Origin of the sequence: Pectobacterium sp. A5351 (genome assembly GCF_028335745.1) — a bacterium.
Classification (GTDB): Bacteria; Pseudomonadota; Gammaproteobacteria; order Enterobacterales; family Enterobacteriaceae; genus Pectobacterium.
This window is the reverse complement of sequence record NZ_CP116477.1, coordinates 1,448,394-1,472,248: the sequence shown is the minus strand read 5'-3', so window position 1 is coordinate 1,472,248 and position 23,855 is coordinate 1,448,394. Positions and strand designations below refer to the sequence as shown.

Below are 23,855 nucleotides of genomic sequence, written 5' to 3'. Positions count from 1 at the left end.
TACTTCAAGTTGCATGTGCGTTGGCTACGTTACTCGGTCCACTTACGTGGACCTCGCCCCGCTGGGGCCGCTGCAAGCAGCGTTCAAATCTGCCTCTGGCAGATTTGTCAGTCACCCGAATCACTTACTGGACGTGGTTTAAACCACTCGCCCTATCATGACGGGCTTTTCAGCTCATTGGTGATCGACTGCCGTACATCTTGCGGTATCTTCAATTCGGTCGCTAACGCATCCAGATAGCTTTTCTCCATGAAATGATCGACGTCAATGACCGCACAGCTTAGGAAGTAGATCTCAAGCGCCTCTTCCTCATTCTTCACGTCTTTAGCCAGCAGAACCGGGTCAAGCGGTTGCTCTATCGCTTCCTGCACCCAGCGGTGTGCCTCACTGCCCAGTTGCAGTTGCTGAATGTTCTCATCAATACGCTGTTTCTCTGTAGCATCAATGTGGCCGTCACTTTTAGCAGCAAAAACCAGAGCCTGAATCAGACGACGGGCGCGAATAGTGTCGGCTGAGGACTGGCTACCAAACTGCGGATCGTCCTGATGCGTGTCGCGAACGCGTTTCTTGTACTGGTTCCACAACACCACGCCCGCCGCGGCGCTGCCGCCAATGATCAACGCATTTTTACCCAATGAGCCAATGATCTTCCGCGTGGACTTATTCGACAGCAAGACGCCAGCCAAACCGCCCAGTGCAGCGGGCTTCAGCATGTCGCCCAAATTGCCGTTTTTGCCCCCTTGATGATGATTCCCCTGCTTACTACCGGAGTTTAATAAGCCCTGAATCTGTTGCAGCCAATTATTCATTTTCATTCCTCAAGGAAAAGTGACATCACTGATGGTGTTATCACCCATAGTAATGGTGCGGAAGGCCTTTGTTTGTCAGATTGTGTATAACAATGAAAAGTATGGACCACCCTTTTTGGGCAGCCCATCTGGCGATGCGGGGAGCGTTATGAGGCGGGTTTCAGCGGCGCTTTTCTGACCGGCGTGTTTCCCGACACGTAGTAACGCGCTTTGCTGCGCGGCAACGGCTGCCGACGGCGGATTCGGTCGGCAATCTTCTCGGCAATCATGATGGTTGTCGCATTCAGATTCCCCGTAATAATCTGCGGCATGATGGAGGCATCCACGACTCGTAACCCTTCCATACCGTGGACCCGGCCTTGCCCATCAACCACCGCCATCTCGTCCTCCCCCATCTTACAGGAACAAGAGGGATGGAATGCCGTCTCGGCGTGGGTGCGGATAAACTCGTCCAGTTCCTCATCGGTCTGAACCTCTAACCCAGGACTGATTTCTCGCCCACGGTATTTATCCAGCGCGGGCTGTGCCATGATTTCACGTGTAATGCGAATTGCATCGCGAAACTCCTGCCAGTCCTGCTCAGTCGACATATAGTTGAACAGGATGCTGGGGTGCTCACGGGCATCTTTGGATCGAACCTGCACACGCCCCCGACTCAGTGAGCGCATGGAGCCGACATGAGCCTGAAACCCGTGCTCTTTTACCGCGTTACTGCCGTTGTAGTTAATCGCAACAGGGAGAAAATGGTATTGAATGTTCGGCCAGGCAAACTCATCGCTGCTGCGAATAAAGCCCCCCGCTTCAAACTGGTTGCTGGCACCAATGCCTGTGCCGTTGAACAGCCATTCCGCCCCGATTTTCGGCTGATTAAACCATTGCAGCGCGGGGTACAGCGATACCGGCTCTTTGCAAGCGTATTGCAAATACATTTCCAGGTGATCCTGTAAATTTTCACCGACGCCTGGCAACTCGTGCACGACGGGAATATCGAGACGCTGAAGCAGATCTTTCGGCCCCACGCCGGAACGTTGCAGGATCTGCGGCGAGGCGATCGCTCCCGCACATAGCAGCACTTCGCGACGTGCCTTCGCCGTCTGCGCATTTTCGCCTTTAAAGTAAGCGACACCGACGGCACGTTTTCCGTCAAAGAGAATCCTGTCGGTTAAGGCATGCGTCACGATGGTCAGATTTTTACGACCTTTCGCCTGATCCAGATAGCCTCGGGCGGTACTGGCGCGGCGCCCCTTCGGCGTAACGGTCCTGTCCATCGGCCCAAACCCTTCCTGCTGATAGCCATTAAGATCGTCCGTACGTGGATAACCCGCCTGTACACCCGCGTCAATCATAGCGTGAAACAGTTCGTTGTTTCCCATCTTCGGCGTGGTCACCGACACAGGGCCCGTCGCGCCATGATAGTCATTCGATCCCACATCCCGCGTTTCCGCTTTGCGGAAATACGGCAGACAGTCAAGGTAACTCCAGTCTTCCAGACCGGGCATCGTCGCCCAGTTATCAAAATCCATCGCATTGCCACGGATGTAGCACATGCCGTTAATCAGTGATGAGCCACCCAGCCCTTTACCACGGCCACATTCCATACGGCGATTATTCATGTGAGGCTCAGGGTCAGTCTCATAAGCCCAGTTATAACGCTTCCCTTGCAGTGGGAACGCTAATGCGGCAGGCATTTGCGTGCGAAAATCCAACCGATAGTCCGGGCCACCGGCTTCAAGCAGCAGCACGCTGACGTCGCTTTCTTCTGTTAAACGCGTTGCCAGCACATTGCCAGCGGAACCCGCGCCGATAATGATGTAATCATATTCCATTAGGCTTTCTCCCCTTCGTTTAAAATACCGAGCGGAATTCACCCAGTTCAACCTGTACAGACTTAATTTGCGTATAGTGTTCCAATGTTGTTATGCCGTTTTCACGTCCGACACCCGAATGTTTGTAGCCCCCCACAGGCATCTCAGCCGGGGATTCGCCCCAGGTATTGACCCAGCAAATCCCTGCTTCAAGCTGATGGATAACCCGATGTGCCCGATTCAAATCGCTGGTCACTATGCCAGCCGCCAGCCCATACTCGCTATCATTGGCGCGACGGATGACTTCATCCTCATTCTGATACGTCAGAATGCTCATGACCGGGCCAAAAATTTCTTCCCGCACAATCTTCATCTCGTCCCGGCAATCCGTGAACACCGTAGGGGCAACGTATGCGCCTTGTGCATATTTCTCGTCAGTCATCAGTTCGCCGCCCACCAGCACGCGAGCGCCTTCGCGTTTTCCACTTTCGATGTAACGCAGTACGGATTCTCTGTGCGGGAAGCTAACCAGTGGACCAAAATTCACCTGTTCGTCCGTCGGGTCACCGATACGGATGCGCTGAACGCGCGCCAGAATTTTTTCCTCAAACTGCGCCTGCAATGCCTGTGGAATGAAGACACGTGTACCGTTGGTGCACACCTGTCCTGAGCTGAAAAAGTTCGCCATCATGGCGATATCTGCCGCCTTATCCAGATCGGCATCAGCAAAAATGATCAGCGGTGATTTGCCCCCCAGTTCCATCGTAACCGCTTTCAGCGTCGAGCCTGCGGCATTGGCCATTACCGTTTTCCCGCTGGCGATCCCTCCGGTGAAAGAGACTTTGGCAATCCCCGGATGCATAGTCAGCGCCTGACCAACGGATTGCCCTGTTCCCGTCAGCACGTTGAATACGCCCGCAGGTAAGCCAGCTTCGGTATAGATTTCTGCCAGCTTCAGCGCGGTAAGCGACGTGACTTCACTGGGCTTGAAGATCATCGCGTTGCCAGCCGCCAGCGCAGGGGCCGATTTCCACAATGCGATCTGAATGGGGTAGTTCCAGGCACCGATGCCAGCGACCACCCCCAGCGGTTCCCGGCGGGTATAGACGAACGAGGTTTCACGCAGGGGAATCTGCTGCCCTTCGAGCATGGGAACCAACCCCGCGTAATATTCCAGAACATCCGCACCGGTCACGATATCGACGGTGCGCGTTTCTGAGAGCGGCTTGCCGGTGTCGTGCGTTTCAAGTAACGCGAGTTCATCGTTACGCTCACGCAGGATATCCACGGCACGGCGTAAAATACGCGAGCGCTCCATCGCCGTCATCGCCGCCCATATCTTCTGCCCTGCGGCGGCGGCGCTGACCGCCCGATCAACGTCAGCGGCAGTGGCCGACTGGAGCTGGGCGATGATGTCGCCATTCGCGGGGTTTACCGCATCAAACGTCTCGTCACCCGTACTATCAACATATGAGCCGTTGATATAGAGCTGTTGTAAACCGTAGCAAGACATAAATTCTCCTGTCTGGTGGCTGCCCGGATATGCATTCCAGGCAGAAAAGGCAAAATGATAGGGAAGGATTACGCGAGAGTGAGCTGCTGCTCGATATAGTCGTAGGCAATGCTCAACGCTTCTTCGCGGTTGAAGGCGTCATGACTTAGCGCACCGCGCAGCCACAGCCCATCGATCAGACCCGCCAACCCTTTTGCCGCAATACGCGCGTTCTCCTTCGGCAAACAGCGGCTGAATTCGACACACAGGTTGGAGTAAAGCCGCCGATCGTTCACTTGCTGTAGCCGATGGAGCATCGGGGAATGCAGGCTACTGGCCCAGAACGCCAGCCAGGTTTTCATCGCTGCGCTATTCGTCTGGCTATCATCGAAATTTCCCTGAACAATTGCCCGCAAACGTGCACGAGGCATGTTTTCTGTCAGGCTCAATAGCCTTGATTTCACCGCCAGCCCCAGATGACTAATCAGGTAGCGCATCGTCGCTTCCAGTAAGCCATTTTTATCGCGGAAGTAATGGCTGATGATGCCATTCGACACTCCAGCACGTCGGGCAATCTGTACGATCGAGGCATCATGCATCCCCACATCATTGATCGCGGCCAGCGTCGCTTCGATGAGTTGCTGCCGTCTGATGGGCTGCATTCCGACTTTAGGCACTGCACTTCCCCTTCATTTTCTTCCCTTCATTTTGAGTGATGAATCACGGTAAAAGACGATGATTCATGATCCGATTTATCCCATTAAACTTTTTTTTGATTGAACGTTCAATAAAAAATGAATATCTTTTATTGCTGAAAGGTTAAAAATCTGTATCAGTTATCACGAAAAGCAGTTTGAGTTCAGACGATAACTCTAACTTAAAAAGAATAATTTCTTTTTTGTTCTGATGACCATCTTCAACGGAAAGCGTACTCAGCGGATGTCCTGCGCCCCATTCTTGGTATGCGCTAAGCACGCTTCGTGGAGAGAGGAATCAGAGTATCTGTTCACGTAACGCAAGGGATAACCATGCCAACATCAGAAACGACCACCCAACAGGATCGCCTGAATCCTGTCGTGTTCTACACATCAGCGGGACTCATCCTGACCTTCTCGCTGATGACCATGTTGTTTAACAAAGAAGCAAATGCCTGGATTACCCATGCGCTTAACTGGGTTTCTGCTACCTTTGGTTGGTACTATCTGCTCGCCGCCACGCTCTACATCGTTTTCGTCATCTTCATCGCCTCATCTCGCTTTGGTTCAATCAAGCTCGGGCCGGAGCAGTCGAAACCTGAATTTAGCTTGATGAGCTGGGCAGCGATGCTGTTTGCGGCGGGGATCGGCATCGATTTAATGTTCTTTTCCGTTGCGGAACCCATTACGCAATATATGATGCCGCCGGAAGGACAAGGTCAGACGATGGAAGCGGCGCGACAGGCCATGGTCTGGACGCTGTTTCACTACGGATTAACCGGTTGGTCAATGTACGCGTTGATGGGCATTGCGCTTGGCTACTTCAGCTACCGGTATAATTTGCCGCTGACGATTCGCTCTGCCCTGTATCCCATTTTTGGTAAACGCATCAATGGCCCGATTGGACACAGTGTTGATATCGCCGCCGTACTTGGAACCATCTTCGGTATCGCCACCACACTGGGCATCGGCGTCGTTCAGTTGAACTATGGGCTGAAAGTCCTGTTCCAGATCCCAGAGAATCTCACCGTCCAGGCCTCGCTCATCCTGCTTTCCGTGATCATGGCGACCGTTTCCGTGACGTCCGGGGTCAATCGCGGTATTCGCTTCCTCTCCGAGCTTAACGTCCTGCTCGCGCTGGGTTTGATTCTCTTTCTGCTCTTCTGGGGCGATACCGAGTTTCTGCTAAATGCGCTGGTGCTGAACGTCGGAGACTACATCAACCGCTTTACGGGCATGACGCTCAATAGCTTTGCGTTCGATCGCCCAACCGAGTGGATGAATAGCTGGACGCTGTTCTTCTGGGCATGGTGGGTAGCATGGGCACCGTTTGTCGGGCTATTTCTGGCACGTATCTCACGCGGCAGAACGATTCGGCAGTTCGTTGTCGGCACGCTGATCATTCCGTTTGTCTTTACCCTGCTGTGGCTCTCCATTTTCGGCAACAGCGCGCTTTATCAGGTCATCCACGGTAATCTGGACTTTGCCAATGAAGTCATGCAGCACCCGGAGCGAGGATTCTACAGCCTGCTGGCGCAGTACCCCGGCTTCAGCCTGAGCGCCTCTGTCGCGACCATTACCGGCTTACTGTTTTATGTCACCTCTGCCGATTCCGGTTCGCTGGTACTGGGCAATTTCACCTCTCGCCTTGGTGACATCAACAACGATGCACCAAACTGGCTGCGGATTTTCTGGTCAGTCGCGATTGGCCTGTTGACGCTGGGTATGTTGATGACAAACGGTGTGTCAGCATTACAGAACACGACCGTCATCATGGGATTGCCGTTTAGCTTTGTGATGTTCTTTATTATGGCGGGGTTATATAAATCACTGCGGGTCGAGGATTACCGTAAAGCCAGCTCCTTGCAAACCTCGGCACCGATGCCAATTTCAGGCGACGATCGTTTGAACTGGAAACAACGTATCTCACGCGTCATGAATTTCCCTGGCACAACGCATACACAGAAAATGCTGGATAACGTCTGTAAAGCTGCGATGGAGGATGTCGCACGTGAACTGCGCCTGCGTGGTGCCAGCGTTGAAGTCAGCGAATTGCCACCTGTCGAAGATGAGCGCCTAAACCATCTCGAACTGCTGGTGAATTTGGGTGATGAGCAGAATTTCCTTTACCAAATCTGGCCACAGCGCTATAGCGTCCCTGCGTTTACCTACCGCGCCCGCTCGGGGAAATCAGATTATTACCGCCTTGAGACTTTCCTGTTGGAAGGAAGTCAGGGGAATGACCTGATGGACTACAGTAAAGAGCAGGTGATTAACGATATTTTGGATCAGTACGAGCGACACCTGAATTTTCTTCATCTTAATCGAGAGGCACCGGGCAATACGCTGACCTTCCCTGACGCATAATCCCCTACGCTATGGCGCTGAAATACAGCGCCATTTTTCAATATGTTATGCCTTTATTATCGCTTTTCCGTTCATCGTGTTTTTCCTGAATCTATGGGCTGTGCCGCATTCTTTGCTTCGACGATTTGCGCTTTACTTTTGAAACGGTATACTGCTCCCATCAATTTGAAATACAGTTTTAAAAAATGTATTTGTCCGTCACAGAAAAGGAACGAACATGAAAATTGCACTGATTAACGAGAACAGCCAGGCTGCTAAAAACGCCATCATCGCCGAGTCTCTGACCAAAGCGGTTGCACCGTTGGGCCACACTGTACACAACTACGGTCAATACGCCGTTGAAGATGCCGCACAGCTGACCTACATCCAGAACGGTATTCTGGCTGCAATCCTGCTGAACTCAGGCGCGGCTGATTTCGTTGTGACCGGCTGCGGTACTGGCCAGGGCGCGATGCTGGCTTGTAACTCTTTCCCAGGCGTAATCTGTGGTCTGGTTGTTGACCCATCTGATGCTTACCTGTTCTCTCAGATCAACAACGGTAACGCCGTATCCGTTCCTTACGCTAAAGGCTTTGGCTGGGGCGCTGAGCTGAACCTGGAAAACCTGTTTACTCAGTTGTTCAAAGAAGAAGGCGGCAGAGGCTATCCGAGCGATCGCGTTGTTCCTCAACAACGTAACAAGAAAATCCTGGATGCCGTAAAAGAAGTGACCTACAACGACCTGATCACCATTCTGAAAGGTCTCGATCAGGATCTGGTTAAAGGCGCCGTTGCAGGTCCTAAATTCCAGGAATACTTCTTCGCTAACAGCAAAGACGAAGCACTGACCAGCTACATTAAAACGCTGCTGGCGTAATCGTCCGCTCGCTGACAAACAAACCACAGGCCATCGCGGTCTGTGGTTTTTTTATGCCCATTACCCACCCATTTTGCCTACATCTTAACGACACTATTACGCGGACTATCCGTTACCGTTCAATGCTTAGCCAGACGCACCGTTCGCGCTAAATACTGCTTGACCGGAGCTAAGCGACTCCCTATAGTAGCGCCCCGTTGCCCCTTGTAGGTAACCCCCGGTGAGGTGTCCGAGAGGCTGAAGGAGCACGCCTGGAAAGTGTGTATACGTGAAAACGTATCAAGGGTTCGAATCCCTTCCTCACCGCCATATTTGAAAGATCAATGAATTAAATGTTATTTTTTGATTTTCTACTGCATAAAGTTGACTGGTTCTGATATAACTTAATAAGTTTGAGTATTGAAACGCCTGATGCGCAGCATCGGGCGTTTTGTATTTTAGAGAGATGAGTCCGCCACTGTTATAAAGGCGCACTGGCTTAACCGCCATTCCCCCCCTAACTGTGCAGGCTGCAAACCGGCACCATTAATCTGGCACGTTGCCGTTAGCGTTCCTGTTGCAGCATCAATCAGTGTCAGTTTGAAAAAGAGCGGCATCACTGAACGTCATGTAACCTGTCACGGGTACCCACTCGTTTTTCAGGCTTCTGAAGAAGCGCTCCATCGGACTGTTATCTCAACCGTTTCCGCGTCGACTCATACTCTGTTTGATTCGATAACGCCACGGTAACTGCCGGAACGGCCTGCTTGTATAGTGACTGCCCTGATCGCGGTGGAACATCACACCTGCTGGTTTACCGCACATTTCCCAGGCCATTTCTAGCGCTCAAGGTGATTCAGTATGGCGACATGCTCATGACCAGCGTGTATATATCGGTGTTTCGGTTGCTGGCAGCTTACAAGACCCAGTTCCTTCATGATCCTGCCGGCAAGCCAGCACCCCATCCAGAAACCCCTGAGCGTTGCCATGGTGGCGATACTCCTTGCGCCGGCTGAGCCATGACTGATGCTGTGCAGTTCCTGAACCTGACTGCGCAACTCGGTACGTCTTCTGTCCGACTCATCAGGACGGCATTTCCAGTATTTATAGCTGCTGCGATGAACCCCGAAAACGCAGCAGAGTATGTGCGCTGCTCTACCATTAACTGACGCATGCTATCCAGCAATTTAGCGCGGGAAACTTTACAGTTAAATGCAATGCTTCCGTCATTCATCCAGACACAGACCTGAAAGACAGATGTAGCCAAATCGATACCGATGACTGTTATCGCGTTCATGATGCAGTATCTCTGAAAGAAGAACACTGAGCATAAGTGTGGCAGGGCCTGTACTCAGGGAGGGACGTCCATCACATCACTACCATCGCCCCTTCACCTAACAATGTGCGGATCTGAACGGGTGGGGTAGCAAGTGGCATTGGCATGATCGTGATCCTCTTTTGAGCCGCTTAAACCCGTCATAATGCAGCCATCTTCAGTCGGCAAAGAAGGTGATAATGCTGGGTATATGCGTTCCACCATTAATTTAGAAAAATCTAATCAAGATGAATCTAAGTAATAGAGACATGCAACAACTTTCCATGCGGGGACAGCAATCCAGGCTGGACATCGATTTGGCGACTGATACTCTGTAAATAGGAACGCTATTTTAAAAAACAGCCATGCTGTCACAATTGCACAAAATGGATAGCACGATACTGTGCAAAAACAATGCTATTTGCGAGCCACCTTGTGGCTCTCTTTACCGTACCGACAGGGAAACTTGAGATACCGCCAAGATCGTTTCATGAAAAAACTAAAAGATACTGACTGGTATAAAAAGCGTTACTCCAACCGAGTTCTCTTCTGGAGAGAAATCTCACCGCTCGCCTTCCCTATCTTTATTGAAGGCCTTTGCGTCGTGTTGATGGGGGTTTTCAGCACCTTCTTAGTCAGTTGGCTGGGGAAAGAAGCCATGGCGGCCGTCGGCCTGGCTGACAGCTTCAATATGGTCATCATCGCCTTCTTTACCGCCGTCGCGTTGGGAACTGCCGTGGTTGTCGCGTTCAGCCTGGGGCAGCGCAATAGAAAGCAGGCGCGATCTGCCGCCCGCCAGTCGATGTCATTACTGGTTCTGTCATCATTTCTGTTAGTCGCACTGGTTGAATTCGCCGGTTCAGCGATTATCGATCTGATCGCAGGACAGGCCGACGAACAGGTTAAAGCTCTCGCTCTCACGTTCCTACGCTGGACGGTGTGGGGGTATCCTGCCGTCGCCATCGCGCTGGTAGGCTGTGGTGCGTTGCGGGGTGCGGGCAATACCAAATTGCCCATGGTCATCAACATTGGGATGAATATCCTCAATATTGCCATCAGTAGCCTTCTGATTTACGGTGCCTTTTCCTGGGATGGTCTCGGCTTTATTGGTGCTGGCATCGGGATCACCATTTCACGCTATATCGGTGCGGTCTTCGTGATTTTGACGCTGATGCACGGTTTTAACGGCGCGTTGCGTATTCCCTTCAAGTCTTACTTTGCACCTTTTACCCTGACGATTCTCTATGAAGTGCTCAGTATCGGTATTCCCGCCAGCATAGAATCGGTGATGTTTAACATCGGCAAGCTGATCACCCAGCGTTTTGTGGCAGGTATGGGAACCGAAGTCATTGCCGGAAACTTTATCGCTTTCTCCATCTCAACGCTGATCAACCTTCCCGGCAATTCGCTCGGCGCCGCCGCCACGATTATTATTGGCACACGGCTGGGGAAAGGCCAGATCATGCAATCCACTCGCCAGTTGAAGCACATCTTCTGGCTGTCCAATATTGGGCTGTGCGTGCTTGCCGTACTGTCGGTGCCCAGCGCCAGCTTTTTAGCGTCGTTTTACACCAATGAGCCGGAAGTGATCGAAGTGGCAAAACATCTCCTGTGGCTCAACGCGCTATTTATGCCAATCTGGGCGGCGTCCTGGGTGCTCCCTGCCGGTCTGAAAGGCGCGAAAGACGCCAGTTACACCATGTGGGTGGCAATGGCAGGTATGTGGGGATGTCGGGTCATCGCGGGGTATATCCTCGGCGTGATGCTCGGTTTTGGCGTGATTGGCGTGTGGATGGGGATGTTCTTTGACTGGATTGTACGCGGCTTCTTTTATTACCGCCGTCTGATGAGCGGGCGCTGGCTATGGCGCTATCGTCCACCGGCAGACCAATGATAGCGAGCGGGTTTCCGCTCGCTTATAACACCACAAATGGCTTAGCGATTCGGGCTTTTCACCGGAGCAAAACGGGTCGCCATCAGAATCAACACGACCACACCAACGGTCATAATCATCCAGGCCTGCTCCAGCCCCGCCGTATGCTGGCGTATAAAACCAGCCAGCAAAGGCATCAGGCTGGCAAGGGTGTAGCCGCCGCCCTGCACAAAGCCCATCAGTGAACCGGTCTTATGTGACTCCGTCACCTGATCCAACGCCACAATCAGCGACAGCGGGAACAATGCGCCAATGCCAATCCCCAGCATGATAATAATGGGATACGTGAACGTCAGTGGCGCGACGATCAGCCCAATCATTCCTGCCAACATCACAATCAGGATAGGGATAAGTAGCCTGCGCCGATCGGGAAAACGGTTGATAAACGTGGACACCAGCAAGCCGGAAATCACCTCCGTCAGCGTTAATCCCCCTAACATCAAGCCGCTTTGCGTCGCATCCAGCCCCAGTTGAATGTAATACGGTGGCAGCCATGCCAGCACCAGCGTATACGCGCCCGTACCAATACCGAAGAACACCATCAGCAGCCAGTCCATCCCGCTTCTGCGCGTTGCCAGAACGACCGCAGCCTCTTGTTTCACAGTATACGCTTTAGGCACACAGCGCCAGGCTACTGTGGCAACCAACGCCACGATCCCCCAACAGGCCAGCGCACGTTGCCAGCCCCACGCATTGGCCAGCGGAGAAACCGATGAAGCCGCAAACGCCGCGCCGGTCATAATCGCTGTGGTATAAAAGCCCATCAGGAGACTGCTATGACGGCCAAAATGGAGTTTGATAAACGACGGCACCAGCGCCTGAATTAAAGCAATCCCGATCCCAGCAAGTGCGGCACTCACCAGCAGAGCAATACCGCTATTCAGCCACCAGCGGGCACCACATGCCAAGGCAATCACCACAATGCCCAATGTGATTCCACGATATTCCCCAAGACGTGCCTGCAACTGACCGCCATATAACGCACACCATCCCATAGCGAATACGGGGAGCGTGGTTAACATGCCCGCCATGCTGTCATCCAGACCCGTTGCGGCCTGAATCTGATTCAGCAGCGGGCCAATCCCCGCCAGTACGGGGCGTAAATTCAATCCCAACAGGATAATCGTGAAGAAAAGAAAAGCCCGCGTGCGGGCCGTTGATGTCACTACCATGTATAACCTCAATAACTTGAGCAAATCACTGCTGCCTAATGGTCAATATCTTCACATAAAGAATCTTAACGTCAAGGTAAAATGTGATGACAGACCGATACACATGCTTTTGCTCAACCGTGGCAAGAACACCGAATAGCGACCGACGGGAAAGTGACTGGCTAAAAGACTGGCGAAATTCGTCGCAGGTTTGACAAACAGTCATAGAAAAGCGTCGCTTGCGACGTCCCGCAGGGTAGCGGGCAGGAAGTTCGCCATAAAAAATCCGCCCTGAAAAGAGCGGATTCTTCCGACACATCTAACAACCAATGCTGAGGGTAAATAACCCCTACAGGATTAAATTAGAAGCGGTAACCTACGCCAACAGCCCAAGCACCTACATCAACACTGCGGATACGGCTTTGTTCGTAACCGACATCCAGAGCAACGTCTTGGATTGGGTTGAACTGAACACCAGCACCGTAGGTGAAGCCGTAGTCGTCATTGCTGCTGTTGTCTAGGCCGTTGGTCGCGTTATTGGTGACTTTACCGTGGCTGAAACCAACAACACCGTACAGGCTTGCCCAGTCATTCAAACGATAAGCTGGACCAGCAGTGAAGCCCATGTATTGGCCTTTGCTGTAGTCACTGCCATCGCTACCATTTTTTTCCAGGTAGGTGAAAGAGCTAATAACGCCCAGTGGGTTATTATCTTGCTCATAACGATATTTCAGGTTAAAGCCTTTAACTTTATTTTGTACGCCCTGAGCATCACCTTGAGCATAACCTGCAGTTACAGTGCTTTGACCAGCAAATGCAGAACCTGCGCCAACGGCTAATACACAAGCCAGAGCGGAAAGACACGCGATTTTTTTCATATTTACAGCCTCAAATTCATTTTATGAAAGACTAACTAACGCTGTAAATATAACAAAGAAGTTCGAGGCTTGCCGCCCTATAAATATTTATCAATTAGCCTTTAGATGTAACAAATATTGTCAAAAACAAGCTATAACACTAATTATATTAGCTTTTTTATTGTGACAGTTAGATTAAAAATAAATTCACTGCAAGGCTGTAAAACAGATAATTCCTAATTTCCCGCTCAGTTTGTATGCTAACTGAATTGAGCAAAAATAAAGCAATTAAATGATGCGTAAATAAAGGTCAATAAAAGTCAATTCATACCAGACAAATTGTTTACAATTGGATATAATAGCAACGGAATGTTATACCTGTTTTAAGGCCAAAAGAATGACCTTATTTCTCCACCGCTCGTCATCATTTGTACCCGTATTCCTCATCATTATCTCCATGCTTTCTATCCAAAGCGGCGCGGCACTGGCCAAGAGTCTGTTTCCACTCATTGGCGCTACTGGCGTAACCGCGTTGCGCCTGGGAATAGGTACGATCATTCTGTGCATCATCTTCAAGCCGTGGCGTATGCACTTTAGCAGTAACCGCCTGCCGTTGCTGGTTTATGGCATCACACTGGGCGGGATGAACTTCCTTTTCTATCTCTCATTGCAGACGGTACCACTCGGCATTGCTGTCGCACTGGAATTCACCGGCCCGCTTGCCGTTGCGATGCTAGCCTCACGCAGACCTATTGATTTTCTGTGGGTTTTTCTTGCCGTTGCCGGGCTGTGGTTCTTATTACCACTGAGCCACAATATCGGCAATGTTGATTTGGCGGGGGCAGCTTGCGCCATGGGTGCCGGTGCTTGCTGGGCGTTCTATATTCTGTTTGGGCAAAAAGCGGGCGCGAATCATGGGCCTGTCACCGTCGCAATCGGTTCCTGCATTGCCGCGCTGATTTTCTGCCCTATTGGTGCGTATTACGCGGAGAGCACGCTATTTTCGCTATCAATACTTCCGCTCGGTATTGCCGTTGCAATTCTGTCCACCGCACTCCCTTATTCTCTGGAAATGGTGGCATTGACTCGCCTGCCCGCCAGAACGTTCAGCACCCTGATGAGTATGGAACCCGCGATTGCCGCCCTATCCGGGATTCTCTTCCTCAATGAACATCTCTCGTTCATACAGTGGATGGCGCTGATCTTTATTATCATCGCATCAATAGGTGCAACGTTGACAATAAAACCCGCGGGCGCGGCCAAAGTGACAACTCAAACAGAATGAATACGTATATCCTCGGGAAAATGTTGCAGAAAAGTGTCACATTCCCGAGGAGAACGCAGAGTAATAAAACAAATATGACGATAGCGCGGGTCGGCTAAATCCGCTAAATACCGTTTCCGGTTTTTTGAATAGGTTTTTATTGTCCACAGGATAATGGAATCCCGGCTAAAGAAACTGCGGAGAAAAGATTCTTTATTCCCCGTACCTCTCCAGAGCTCTTCTTTGCGCCATGCCCGTACATAGGCACGCCGTATCGCCTGAAAAAGCGTGCGGGTAAAACAGTAATCGACCCAAATCACAACATCAACATTGCGCCATTTGATCTCACGCGTTCGATTATAGTTACCATCCAGCACCCAGCTTTCAGGCTCCAGCGCCCTTTCAAGTCGTTGAAAAAAATCAGCATCCCCCCGCCCCTGCCAGTCCTTAAGCCAAAACAATGCATCCATTTCAATGTACGGAATAGCCAGTTTTCCAGACAAGCGGCGAGCAAGCGTCGATTTGCCACTTCCACTGGTGCCAATAATATTTACTCTCATTCTGCACGACTCCCTTTACTGCGCATCATATGTTTTAAGGAGAAAACAACGCGGTCATTCTATTTCAATCAGAATAGCGGACGAATAATAACTATTTTCACCTAAGTGATAATGATATTTATCAATATATGAAATGATGTTTCAAACGTAATTAAAACATTGCACTTACATTACGGGTTACCGCATTATCGATATCAGATAAATCCTGCCTACAAATACCCAAAACATCGTTATGCTAGAGCTATTCATTTGATAGGCAATTCTTTTCAATATTAATTTTTATCACTGCTATAATTAATCACATTGAACAGTAAGACTATGAATAATTAAAGAGAGGATAACTATTATGTCTACCGCCAAACTCGTGAAATCAGCACCGTCCGCACTGCTTTATACTCGCAATGATTTGGATGATAGCGTTAAAACCTCGACGATCGCACTGTTAAACCAACTTGTTGTTGATTTCATCGACCTGTCGTTGATTACCAAACAGGCGCACTGGAACATGCGCGGTGCAAATTTTATCGCCGTTCATGAAATGCTGGATGGCTTCCGCACCTCGATTATTGACCATCAGGACACCATCGCCGAGCGCGTGGTGCAGATAGGCGGTGTGGCGCTGGGTACCGTGCAAATTGTGGGTAAACAAACCTCGCTGAAAAGCTATCCAACCAACATCCATAGCGTTCAGGATCACTTGAAGGCGCTGGCAGAACGTTATGCGATTGTCGCCAACAACGTACGCAAAGCAATTGGTAAAACGGAAGATGAGGCCTCTGCGGATATCCTGACCGCTGCATCGCGCGATCTGGATCAATTCCTGTGGTTCATTGAATCAAACATTGAATAATCGGCGTTATCATCTGACGAACGCTTTCAAGGCTGCTTAGGCAGCCTTTTTACTGCTATTTCTCCCGCTCAAGCCGCCCCCTTTCCTAGTACAACCTGCACAAACCACGCATTTTATCCGTTAAGACGCTCAAAAAATTAGCTTTTGCCTGCATTAATTGGACATAACACCAATCAACGGTTGTTTCCCTCGTATAAATCAGTTAATCATAGCAGCGCCTTGCCTGAGCGAATCGGAGGTGAAAGTTTCACCGCTGGCAGGGCAATAAATAAAAGCAACAGGTTAAGCACAACGCAGGGTAACGGGCTCAGGCTTCATTTTTGTGCGATGTACTATGCTTAGAACACCTGTAAAACAAAGCGTAAAACGCCTGTAAAACAAAAAGCTCCCACAACTGCTAATAGGAAGGATTTAATGAAATCACTACTTAAGGCCTCTTTGGCTGCACTGACACTGATGATGAGCGTATCTAGCTATGCTGCTGAGAAAGAACTGATTGTCGCCACAGACACCGCTTTCGTCCCTTTTGAGTTCAAACAAGGCGACAAATATGTCGGTTTTGACATCGACCTCTGGGATGCCATCGCTAAACAGCTCAACCTGAAGTACACCCTGAAGCCAATGGACTTCGGCGGCATTATTCCTGCACTGCAAACGCGTAACATCGATCTGGCGTTGGCAGGTATTACCATTACTGAAGAGCGCAAAAAAGCAATCGATTTCTCTGACGGCTACTACAACAGCGGCCTGCTGGTGATGGTCAAAGCAGACAACAACGACATCAAAGGCGAGCAGGATTTAGCGGGTAAAGTGCTGGCGGTGAAGAGCGGTACCGGTTCTGTTGATTACGCGAAAGCCAATATCAAAACCAAAGATCTGCGCCAGTTCCCGAACATCGACAACGCCTATATGGAACTGGGCACCAACCGTGCTGACGCCGTGCTGCACGACACACCAAATATTCTCTACTTCATCAAAACCGCGGGCAACGGCCAGTTCAAAGCGGTAGGTGATTCCATTAAAGCCCAGCAATACGGCATCGCGTTCCCAAAAGGCAGCAACGAACTGCGTGAAAAAGTGAATGGCGCCCTGAAAACACTGCGTGAAAACGGCACTTATGCTGAGATCTACAAGAAGTGGTTTGGCGTAGAACCTAAGTAATTGCCGATTTAATCTGGAGATATTCCATGCAGTTTGACTGGAGTGCCATTTGGCCTTCTCTGCCCCTCCTGATGGAAGGGGCAAAAATGACGTTGTTGATTTCTGTTCTGGGTCTGCTTGGCGGCCTGGTGATTGGCGTGGTCGCGGGTTTTGCCCGCGCCTACGGCGGCTGGTTTTCCAGCCGCATTTCGCTCGTTTTTATTGAAATTATTCGCGGTACCCCGATTGTTGTGCAGGTGATGTTTATTTACTTCGCCCTGCCGATGATTTTCACGTCCGTGCGGATTGACCCTTTTGCCGCCGCCGTGGTGACCATCATGATTAACTCCGGTGCTTACATCGCAGAAATTACGCGTGGTTCGGTGTTGTCAATTCACAACGGCTTTCGCGAAGCGGGTCTGGCGCTTGGGCTGTCTCGTCGCGCGACGCTACGCCATGTGATTGCTCCGCTTGCTCTGCGCCGCATGCTGCCGCCGCTGGGTAACCAGTGGATTATCAGCATCAAAGATACCTCGCTATTTATTGTTATCGGCGTGGCTGAATTGACACGTTCCGGGCAAGAAATCATCGCGGGTAACTTCCGTGCGCTGGAAATCTGGACTGCGGTTGCCATTATTTACCTGTGCATCACGCTGATCCTCAGCTTTATTCTGCGTCGTCTGGAAAGAAGACTTAAGATTATATGATTGAATTTAAAAACGTATCCAAACACTTTGGCAAGACACAGGTCTTACACAATATCGATCTCACTATCGGCCAGGGTGAAGTGGTGGTCATTATCGGGCCTTCCGGTTCGGGCAAATCTACCCTTCTGCGCTGCATCAATAAGCTGGAAGAAATTACCAGCGGCGAATTGATTGTTGACGGCCTTAAAGTGAACGATCCTCGCGTTGACGAGCGTTTGATCCGTCAGGAAGCCGGGATGGTATTCCAGCAGTTTTATCTGTTCCCGCATCTTACCGCGTTGGAAAACGTCGCATTCGGCCCTATTCGGGTACGCGGCGCGAATAAAGCCGATGCCGAGAAACTGGCGCTGGAATTGCTGGCGAAAGTGGGTCTGTCAGAACGCGCGCATCACTACCCTTCCGAGCTTTCAGGCGGTCAACAGCAGCGTGTCGCCATCGCCCGCGCGTTAGCAGTTAAACCGAAGCTGATGCTGTTTGATGAGCCGACGTCAGCCCTCGACCCAGAACTGCGTCACGAAGTGCTGACCGTCATGAAAGATTTGGCCGAAGAAGGCATGACGATGGTTATCGTCACCCACGAAGTGGGCTTTGCCCATAAAGTGGCTTCGCGTCTGATCTTTATTGATAAAGGTCGCATCGCAGAAGATGGCGACCCAGAAACGCTGATTACGAATCCGCCCAGCGACCGCCTGCGCGAATTCTTGCAACACGTATCTTGATCAACAAGGGGGCTTTCGCCCCCTTTTTCTTACTCGCTATGTTAGCGAACATTATGCCTCTGAGCGTGGATATTCCCGCTCAATAAACGCCGCAAAATCCTGACACATCTTCTCATCACCTTGCGCATTATCCGCCAGCACGCGGCTACCATCGACCACGCGAATGTGAGCTGACAGATCGAAATCCGCGGCAGGCTGAGGACGCGCAGCGGACTGCGCCATCGTGCCCTGCGCCTGTTGCCAGGCTTCATCGACCGTCAGATTGCAGGCCTGCGCCAGATAAGCGGGGTTGAAACCCTCACCGGTCAGGCTACGTAGCGTATCGTCATGGCTGACGCTATTACCCGGCAGCCAATAGTGCTGCGCTAAATCAGGCCCGATAGCGGGGTTATCCGTCAGATAACCGTCGCGTTGCAGGAAATAGCTGCGCGTCTGCTCCACCGCCATCAACGCCAGCAGATAACCCTGATAAGAGCACGCCGATTCCATTGACAGCAGATGAGGGATCGCCAGCGTCGGGCGCGGGCTACCGCTAATACCCAAAATGCGCTGCTCGGTATCGCGCGCCAGTTTTGTCATGGCTTCCGGCGTACGCGCCTCGTCGTCCCATGAATAGAGTTGCCACTCAAAGTACGGCACCAGCAGGATGTGTCGCTCATTGAAAGCGCGCATTGGCTGCTGCGTGCTGATATCCGCACGAATCAACGCATCAGGAATCGTCTCTCCCTGCGCATTCTTTGCATAGCGTTTTAACCAGTCGGCATCACCCAGCAGGCTGTCGCAGAACATGGACTGTGTTTCCGCATACGCCATTGAGGTAGGCGGGAATTCCTGTGAAAAACAGGGCGCATTCTGCCGGATATTGGCGAAATGCGCCGCGTGTCCACCTTCATGAAACAGCGTATTAATGCCGCTGGATCCGCTGCCAATTTGATCCGGCTTTGCCAGGCTGGTGAAATTGATCCGTGCCGGCACCCATTTTCCTTCCTGGACAAACGGCGGTACCGGGCCGTGCATAAAGCCATTCTCGTATTTACCTTTACGCACCAGCAAATCAAGCTGCATTTCTGCACCGTTAAACCCAATGCGCAAACGTTTAAAACTGTTGATCCAACGTTCCAGCGACGCCGAGAAAGGGAAATAAGGATCGAGCTGGCGCGTTACATCACCCGCGCTGGCATAGCGAATATTCCACGGTTGCAACGCATCGTCGCCCTTTTCGTTCGCCAGATTTTTCAGGCTGCGGGCATTCGCATCACGGGTCTGTTCTTCGAAAGGATCGAGGATGGCAAAAAGCTGCTCCGGCGTCATCCGCTCCGTTTTATTAACCTTGTAGTCAAAATAATTCCGGTAGCCCATCTGACGAGCAAAGCGGTTACGTAGTGAAATCAGCTCGGGGAAGCCGTTCTGCAACAGCCACTGCTCCAGATCGCGCAACGCCTGCTGAGAACTCTGACGATAGGCTTCGGTATCATTGGTCGCCTGATTGGTCAGCAGTTCCCCGAGCGAAGCGGAAACCCGTTCACCCTTCGCATCCAGATGCGTCATTTCATAGGATTTACGCTTGGCGTATAGCGCACTTTCGGCGGCAATGATCTCATCCATCAGCACCTGAGCCTGTGGATCTTCAATCACATTACAATCGAAAAACCGATACCAGCCTTGCAAGCCGTGTAACAGCGCCTGCTGTTGTTCATTACACGGGCTGTTTTCCAGTGTCGCAAGATGGGCTCTTAGCTCAGCCAGACGCTGCGGCTGTGAAATAAAACGCTTATACGCACTCTCTGCGGCGGAGAAACGCTCGGACACCTCATCGTTGCCCGTCCCCATATACAGCTGCCAAAACAGTTCTTCTTTCACCTGATGAACCGCAAGATAGTCGCGATTCAAAGCGTTAAAATAGTCCGCTACCTGTTGCATGCTATTCCTTCTCTCTTCCAATGACAGCCGTCTGGCTGCGTGAAGTGGCGCGATAAACGCGTCCATATCCGCTCTGGCAAACCGATCAGCCAAGGCGTTTTTTAATCGTGGCGACAGCCTGTTCCATTGTCGCCGCTTCACCGGCAGCAACTAAACAACACGCCAGTTGCAGACGGATCGCCTGCGGTATGGCAATTTCACCCGTCAGGCACTGTACCGTCCAGCGCGCGGTGGTGGCGGCATCCTTCGCAATCGGCAGCCCGTCAGGTGCGACGCTGATATCCTGCCGAAGTTGCAGCACTTTGGTATTTTGCTGATGGATGAAATGAATTTCCGGGCAACGTTGCGGGTTAGCGTAAACCTCGCCCTCCGTGCCGTGCATCAGAAGCGCACGCCCGTTGATGTCATTAAAAAACGTTCCCACGCGGGAAACATATTCAGGGTGAGAAACGCTGGCGACGCGTAGCGCGTCGCTTTCACCAAACGGCGTCGCCACCTTAGCCAGCGTGTGGCTACTATTACGCACCCCCATCCGCCAGCGCAGTTGTAACTGGCGCTCGATGGCCGGGCATAGTGTCGAGACGGGGATAAATACTGGACTACCGTTATCAAGCTCCTGTTGAGCCTGTTCAGCATTCTCTGCAATCGTCACGCCGAGGTTACGCAAAATCTCCGCGCTGGTGACGCGAGTCGGATCCTCGCTCACACCATGTACCAATACCGGAAAGCCCAGTTTTGCCAGCAGCAGCGCTAACAGTGGGGTCAGGTTCGCTTGCTTGCGCGCCCCATTATAGCTGGGAAGCACAATGGGCATGGGGAAGCCCACGGGAGGCGTCAGGCGTAATACATGTTCGTTCATCGCCTGATAAAAACCCAACATCTCAGATTCGGATTCGCCTTTGATGCGAAATGCAATCAGCAGCCCACCGAGTTCCAGATCCGGCACGTCACCGCGCAGCATCGCGCTATACAGTTCATAAGCCGTGGCTTGATCGATATCACGCGCATGATTTTTCCCGCGCCCCACTTCTTTGATAATTTTGGTGTAATCCATGCTGGCCTCTTATTTTCGGCGACACAGTAAAGAACTTATCAATGAAAATAACATGTTTGGTGAGGTTCTGGTGATTCTGGTGCAAAGGAAATTACTATCACGCCGCGTGTTAGCCAGCAGCAGGAACGTCGCCCTGACTCCGGGCGGGAAAGTATTTATAGATGGTTTTTTCTGACACACCGACAATATTTGCTACCTGAAGATGCGTAGCCCCTGTCGCCAACATTGATTCGGCTTGGAAAAGCACATCTTGCGTCATAAGCCGTTTACGCCCGCCGATGCGCCCCTGTAACCGAGCGGCATCGAGGCCAGCCCGCGTGCGTTCGATAATCAGTTCCCGTTCCATATCCGCCAATGCACTCATCACATGAAAGAAGAAACGACCCGCGGGGGTAGAAGTATCAATACTATCTGTCAGGCTGCGAAAATGGATGCCTTTGGCCTGCAATGCAGATACCAACTCAATCAAATCACGCACGCTGCGCCCAAGTCTGTCTAGCTTCCATACCATCAGCGTATCGCCACGCCGCAACCGCCTGATCGCCTTTTTTAACCCTAGCCGCTGTGCATTCTTCCCACTGGCGGTATCCTCAAAAATCAGCTCACATTCTGCGCGAATCAGCGCTTTTTTCTGTAATTCCGTATTTTGATCGGTAGTAGACACGCGCGCATAGCCAATCAGCATTCGATAACCCCATGAAATTGTTCATTGTATTTTCATTGCAAGGTTCTCACAAACCTCGGTTTAACTGAAACAGTTAATCTTGCTGCTGGGGCATTACCAAAAACTGGCGGCGTTATGTCAGGCGGGGTTCGTTTAGGCGGTAATCTTGACTTACCTCTGGAAAGACGTATAGCAGGAGTTTTTCCAGATAATACCTATCGTGAAATGCTCTGGCTTGCATCTGATAACTCTATTCAGGTTGGGGATGTGAAGAGTGAGATTGCTATTAGAACAAAAGGCTCACTCAATGTTTTAGTTAATGATAAATGGCATAAAGGCTACCATACAGGATTTAAACCCACTGCGGCTGATATTGGGGCTATAACAAAAACAGATGCCGACAATAATTATGTTCGGCAGGGGCTGTCCGGTGTTATTTACCAGAAAGATGAGTTGCCATGGAGCAGCCCTACAGGTGTCTATTTAAAAGATAATGTCACCCATTCTTCTCTTATTTGGCATATGGGTGCAAATACTGGTTCTGCATCAGCAGCACAGTTCTACTTTGACTTTGCTAATGGTGGGGTAAAGTATCGTAGCTCTCGGGATAATTTTGGTTTTGAAAAACCGTGGGCACGTATTTATAGCGATCAGGATAAGCCAACAGCTGATGATATTGGTGCATTATCTCTCAATGAAATTGTTGGGATCCCTATGCCTTGGCCACAGTCAACAGCACCTTCTGGTTGGTTAAAATGTAATAGGCAGACATTTGATAAAAATACTTACCCGATTTTAGGGCAAGCTTATCCATCAGGGATATTACCTGATCTTCGCGGTGAGTTTATTCGCGGTTGGGATGATGGACGCGGTGTGGATGTGGGGCGTGGATTATTTTCAGAGCAGAGTGATGCAATCAGAAATATAACTGGGAGTTTACTCTATGGTCATGATGCTGATGTTACAGTACCGACTAAAAATGCTTCATCGGGGGCCATGTATTATGATTTAAATGAGAAAATCTACGATAGAGATAATTACTTAACCCTTACTAATAACACGGTGACAAATTCATGGTATCCAGCGAAGTTGGATGCTTCCCGTGTTGTACCAACGGCAACCGAAAACCGCCCCCGCAATATCGCATTTAACTACATCGTGAGAGCAGCATAATGAAAAATTATTCTATTGAAGTGAAAGCAGCAAAAATGAATGAATCAGGATTTAGTGTTCAGGCGGGTTGGATTACTATTTATCAGACTCATCCAACAAGTCGAGAGTATATTAGTGCGAATTATGAATATTTGCCTATTGGTGTAGGTGTGCCTGCAGGGAGTTACATTGATGTTCCAGAACTTCCTCAGGCAGATTTGGCTCTAAGGCGCAGTGCAGATGGAAAGCAGTGGGAGCACGTATCTGACTACCGTGGGCAGACTGTTTATAATACGGAAACCCGTCAACCCCATAAGGTTACGGATATGGGCGAATTGCAAGCCAATCAGACTTTATTGGTACCGACCTCTGAATTTGATAAATGGGAAGATGGAAAATGGGTAACCGATTTGGAAGCTCAACGCCAGGTATTAATTGCAAATAAAAAAGTGGAATTTAATACCTGATCCTACCCACGTAATGTGGACACAGCCCTAAGCGCTGACGAATCCCCAGAAAACGAGACAGGCATAGAGTTTTATGATCTACTGATTTTCGCCAAAAAA

20 protein-coding genes, 1 tRNA gene and 2 pseudogenes are annotated in these 23,855 nt (G+C 50.7%); 11 read left to right on the top strand and 12 right to left on the bottom strand.

Going from position 1 to position 23,855, the window contains the following annotated elements:
- Window positions 1-155: 155 nt before the first annotated feature.
- The 4 genes from O1Q74_RS06955 to betI all read right to left on the bottom strand — a co-directional run bounded on the left by O1Q74_RS06955 (window position 156) and on the right by betI (window position 4,783).
- On the bottom strand, window positions 156-809 hold the full coding sequence (locus O1Q74_RS06955; RefSeq protein WP_271877457.1) for a tellurite resistance TerB family protein: 654 nt from the start codon (window positions 807-809) through the stop codon (window positions 156-158).
- A 146-nt stretch (window positions 810-955) separates the two neighbouring features.
- Complete coding sequence (gene betA, locus O1Q74_RS06950; protein ID WP_271877454.1) at window positions 956-2,635, bottom strand: choline dehydrogenase; 1,680 nt, start codon at window positions 2,633-2,635, stop codon at window positions 956-958.
- Between the two features lie 19 nt (window positions 2,636-2,654).
- Window positions 2,655-4,127, bottom strand: coding sequence for a betaine-aldehyde dehydrogenase (gene betB / locus O1Q74_RS06945; RefSeq protein WP_271877451.1), 1,473 nt, complete (start codon window positions 4,125-4,127; stop codon window positions 2,655-2,657).
- Window positions 4,128-4,195: 68 nt separating this feature from the next.
- Window positions 4,196-4,783, bottom strand: coding sequence for a transcriptional regulator BetI (gene betI, locus O1Q74_RS06940; RefSeq protein ID WP_271877447.1), 588 nt, complete (start codon window positions 4,781-4,783; stop codon window positions 4,196-4,198).
- 351 nt (window positions 4,784-5,134) lie between these two features.
- On the opposite strand from betI, the gene O1Q74_RS06935 reads away from it, so the two are divergent.
- From O1Q74_RS06935 to O1Q74_RS06925, 3 genes are all read left to right on the top strand, one after another.
- Window positions 5,135-7,168 (top strand): choline transporter, encoded by a 2,034-nt coding sequence (locus O1Q74_RS06935; RefSeq protein ID WP_271877444.1) that lies wholly within the window; start codon window positions 5,135-5,137, stop codon window positions 7,166-7,168.
- A 217-nt stretch (window positions 7,169-7,385) separates the two neighbouring features.
- Window positions 7,386-8,024 carry an RpiB/LacA/LacB family sugar-phosphate isomerase gene (locus O1Q74_RS06930; protein ID WP_271877441.1) on the top strand — a complete coding sequence of 213 codons (639 nt, stop codon included), beginning with the start codon at window positions 7,386-7,388 and terminating at the stop codon, window positions 8,022-8,024.
- 219 nt (window positions 8,025-8,243) lie between these two features.
- Window positions 8,244-8,333, top strand: a tRNA-Ser gene (locus O1Q74_RS06925).
- 264 nt (window positions 8,334-8,597) lie between these two features.
- Here O1Q74_RS06925 and O1Q74_RS06920 read toward each other — a convergent pair.
- Both O1Q74_RS06920 and O1Q74_RS06915 read right to left on the bottom strand, forming a co-directional pair.
- A pseudogene (locus tag O1Q74_RS06920) lies at window positions 8,598-9,145 on the bottom strand (IS3 family transposase); the annotation flags it as partial.
- 23 nt (window positions 9,146-9,168) lie between these two features.
- Window positions 9,169-9,300 (bottom strand): annotated as a pseudogene (locus O1Q74_RS06915) (IS110 family transposase); the annotation flags it as partial.
- 508 nt (window positions 9,301-9,808) lie between these two features.
- Between O1Q74_RS06915 and O1Q74_RS06910 the strand changes: the two are divergent.
- On the top strand, window positions 9,809-11,212 hold the full coding sequence (locus tag O1Q74_RS06910; protein WP_271877439.1) for an EmmdR/YeeO family multidrug/toxin efflux MATE transporter: 1,404 nt from the start codon (window positions 9,809-9,811) through the stop codon (window positions 11,210-11,212).
- Window positions 11,213-11,253: 41 nt separating this feature from the next.
- Here O1Q74_RS06910 and O1Q74_RS06905 read toward each other — a convergent pair whose 3' ends face one another.
- Both O1Q74_RS06905 and ompX read right to left on the bottom strand, forming a co-directional pair.
- Window positions 11,254-12,423 carry an MFS transporter gene (locus O1Q74_RS06905; RefSeq protein ID WP_271877437.1) on the bottom strand — a complete coding sequence of 390 codons (1,170 nt, stop codon included), beginning with the start codon at window positions 12,421-12,423 and terminating at the stop codon, window positions 11,254-11,256.
- A gap of 341 nt (window positions 12,424-12,764) precedes the next feature.
- Window positions 12,765-13,280: an outer membrane protein OmpX gene (gene ompX, locus O1Q74_RS06900; RefSeq protein ID WP_271877435.1), complete on the bottom strand. Its 516-nt coding sequence runs from the start codon at window positions 13,278-13,280 to the stop codon at window positions 12,765-12,767.
- A gap of 376 nt (window positions 13,281-13,656) precedes the next feature.
- Between ompX and rhtA the strand changes: the two genes are divergently transcribed.
- Window positions 13,657-14,544, top strand: coding sequence for a threonine/homoserine exporter RhtA (rhtA, locus tag O1Q74_RS06895; RefSeq protein WP_271877432.1), 888 nt, complete (start codon window positions 13,657-13,659; stop codon window positions 14,542-14,544).
- Here the strand turns inward: rhtA and O1Q74_RS06890 are convergent.
- Entirely contained in the window at window positions 14,532-15,083 is a 552-nt protein-coding gene (locus O1Q74_RS06890) for an adenylate kinase (protein ID WP_271877429.1), read from the bottom strand. The genes rhtA and O1Q74_RS06890 overlap by 13 nt on opposite strands.
- A 346-nt stretch (window positions 15,084-15,429) precedes the next feature.
- On the opposite strand from O1Q74_RS06890, the gene dps reads away from it, so the two are divergent.
- The 4 genes from dps to glnQ all read left to right on the top strand — a co-directional run bounded on the left by dps (window position 15,430) and on the right by glnQ (window position 18,499).
- Window positions 15,430-15,933 carry a DNA starvation/stationary phase protection protein Dps gene (gene dps, locus O1Q74_RS06885; protein ID WP_015839848.1) on the top strand — a complete coding sequence of 168 codons (504 nt, stop codon included), beginning with the start codon at window positions 15,430-15,432 and terminating at the stop codon, window positions 15,931-15,933.
- Window positions 15,934-16,347: 414 nt separating this feature from the next.
- On the top strand, window positions 16,348-17,094 hold the full coding sequence (gene glnH / locus O1Q74_RS06880; RefSeq protein ID WP_010294862.1) for a glutamine ABC transporter substrate-binding protein GlnH: 747 nt from the start codon (window positions 16,348-16,350) through the stop codon (window positions 17,092-17,094).
- A 26-nt stretch (window positions 17,095-17,120) separates the two neighbouring features.
- The gene (gene glnP / locus O1Q74_RS06875) at window positions 17,121-17,780 is read left to right on the top strand and encodes a glutamine ABC transporter permease GlnP (protein WP_015839847.1); all 660 of its coding nucleotides are present in this window, start codon (window positions 17,121-17,123) and stop codon (window positions 17,778-17,780) included.
- The gene (gene glnQ, locus O1Q74_RS06870; RefSeq protein WP_039351001.1) at window positions 17,777-18,499 is read left to right on the top strand and encodes a glutamine ABC transporter ATP-binding protein GlnQ; all 723 of its coding nucleotides are present in this window, start codon (window positions 17,777-17,779) and stop codon (window positions 18,497-18,499) included. Before glnP ends, glnQ begins: the two co-directional genes overlap by 4 nt.
- Before the next feature lie 51 nt (window positions 18,500-18,550).
- Here the strand turns inward: glnQ and O1Q74_RS06865 are convergent, their stop codons facing one another.
- The 3 genes from O1Q74_RS06865 to O1Q74_RS06855 form a co-directional block, all read right to left on the bottom strand.
- Window positions 18,551-20,419 (bottom strand): M3 family metallopeptidase, encoded by a 1,869-nt coding sequence (locus O1Q74_RS06865; protein WP_271877417.1) that lies wholly within the window; start codon window positions 20,417-20,419, stop codon window positions 18,551-18,553.
- Between the two features lie 85 nt (window positions 20,420-20,504).
- Window positions 20,505-21,473: a DNA-binding protein YbiB gene (gene ybiB / locus O1Q74_RS06860; RefSeq protein WP_271877414.1), complete on the bottom strand. Its 969-nt coding sequence runs from the start codon at window positions 21,471-21,473 to the stop codon at window positions 20,505-20,507.
- Window positions 21,474-21,582: 109 nt separating this feature from the next.
- Entirely contained in the window at window positions 21,583-22,158 is a 576-nt protein-coding gene (locus O1Q74_RS06855; RefSeq protein WP_271877411.1) for a recombinase family protein, read from the bottom strand.
- Window positions 22,159-22,182: 24 nt separating this feature from the next.
- Between O1Q74_RS06855 and O1Q74_RS06850 the strand changes: the two genes are divergently transcribed.
- Window positions 22,183-23,310, top strand: a complete 1,128-nt coding sequence (locus O1Q74_RS06850; protein WP_271877408.1) for a phage tail protein — start codon at window positions 22,183-22,185, stop codon at window positions 23,308-23,310.
- On the top strand, window positions 23,310-23,756 hold the full coding sequence (locus O1Q74_RS06845; protein ID WP_271877405.1) for a tail fiber assembly protein: 447 nt from the start codon (window positions 23,310-23,312) through the stop codon (window positions 23,754-23,756). Before O1Q74_RS06850 ends, O1Q74_RS06845 begins: the two co-directional genes overlap by 1 nt.
- Window positions 23,757-23,855: the final 99 nt, after the last annotated feature.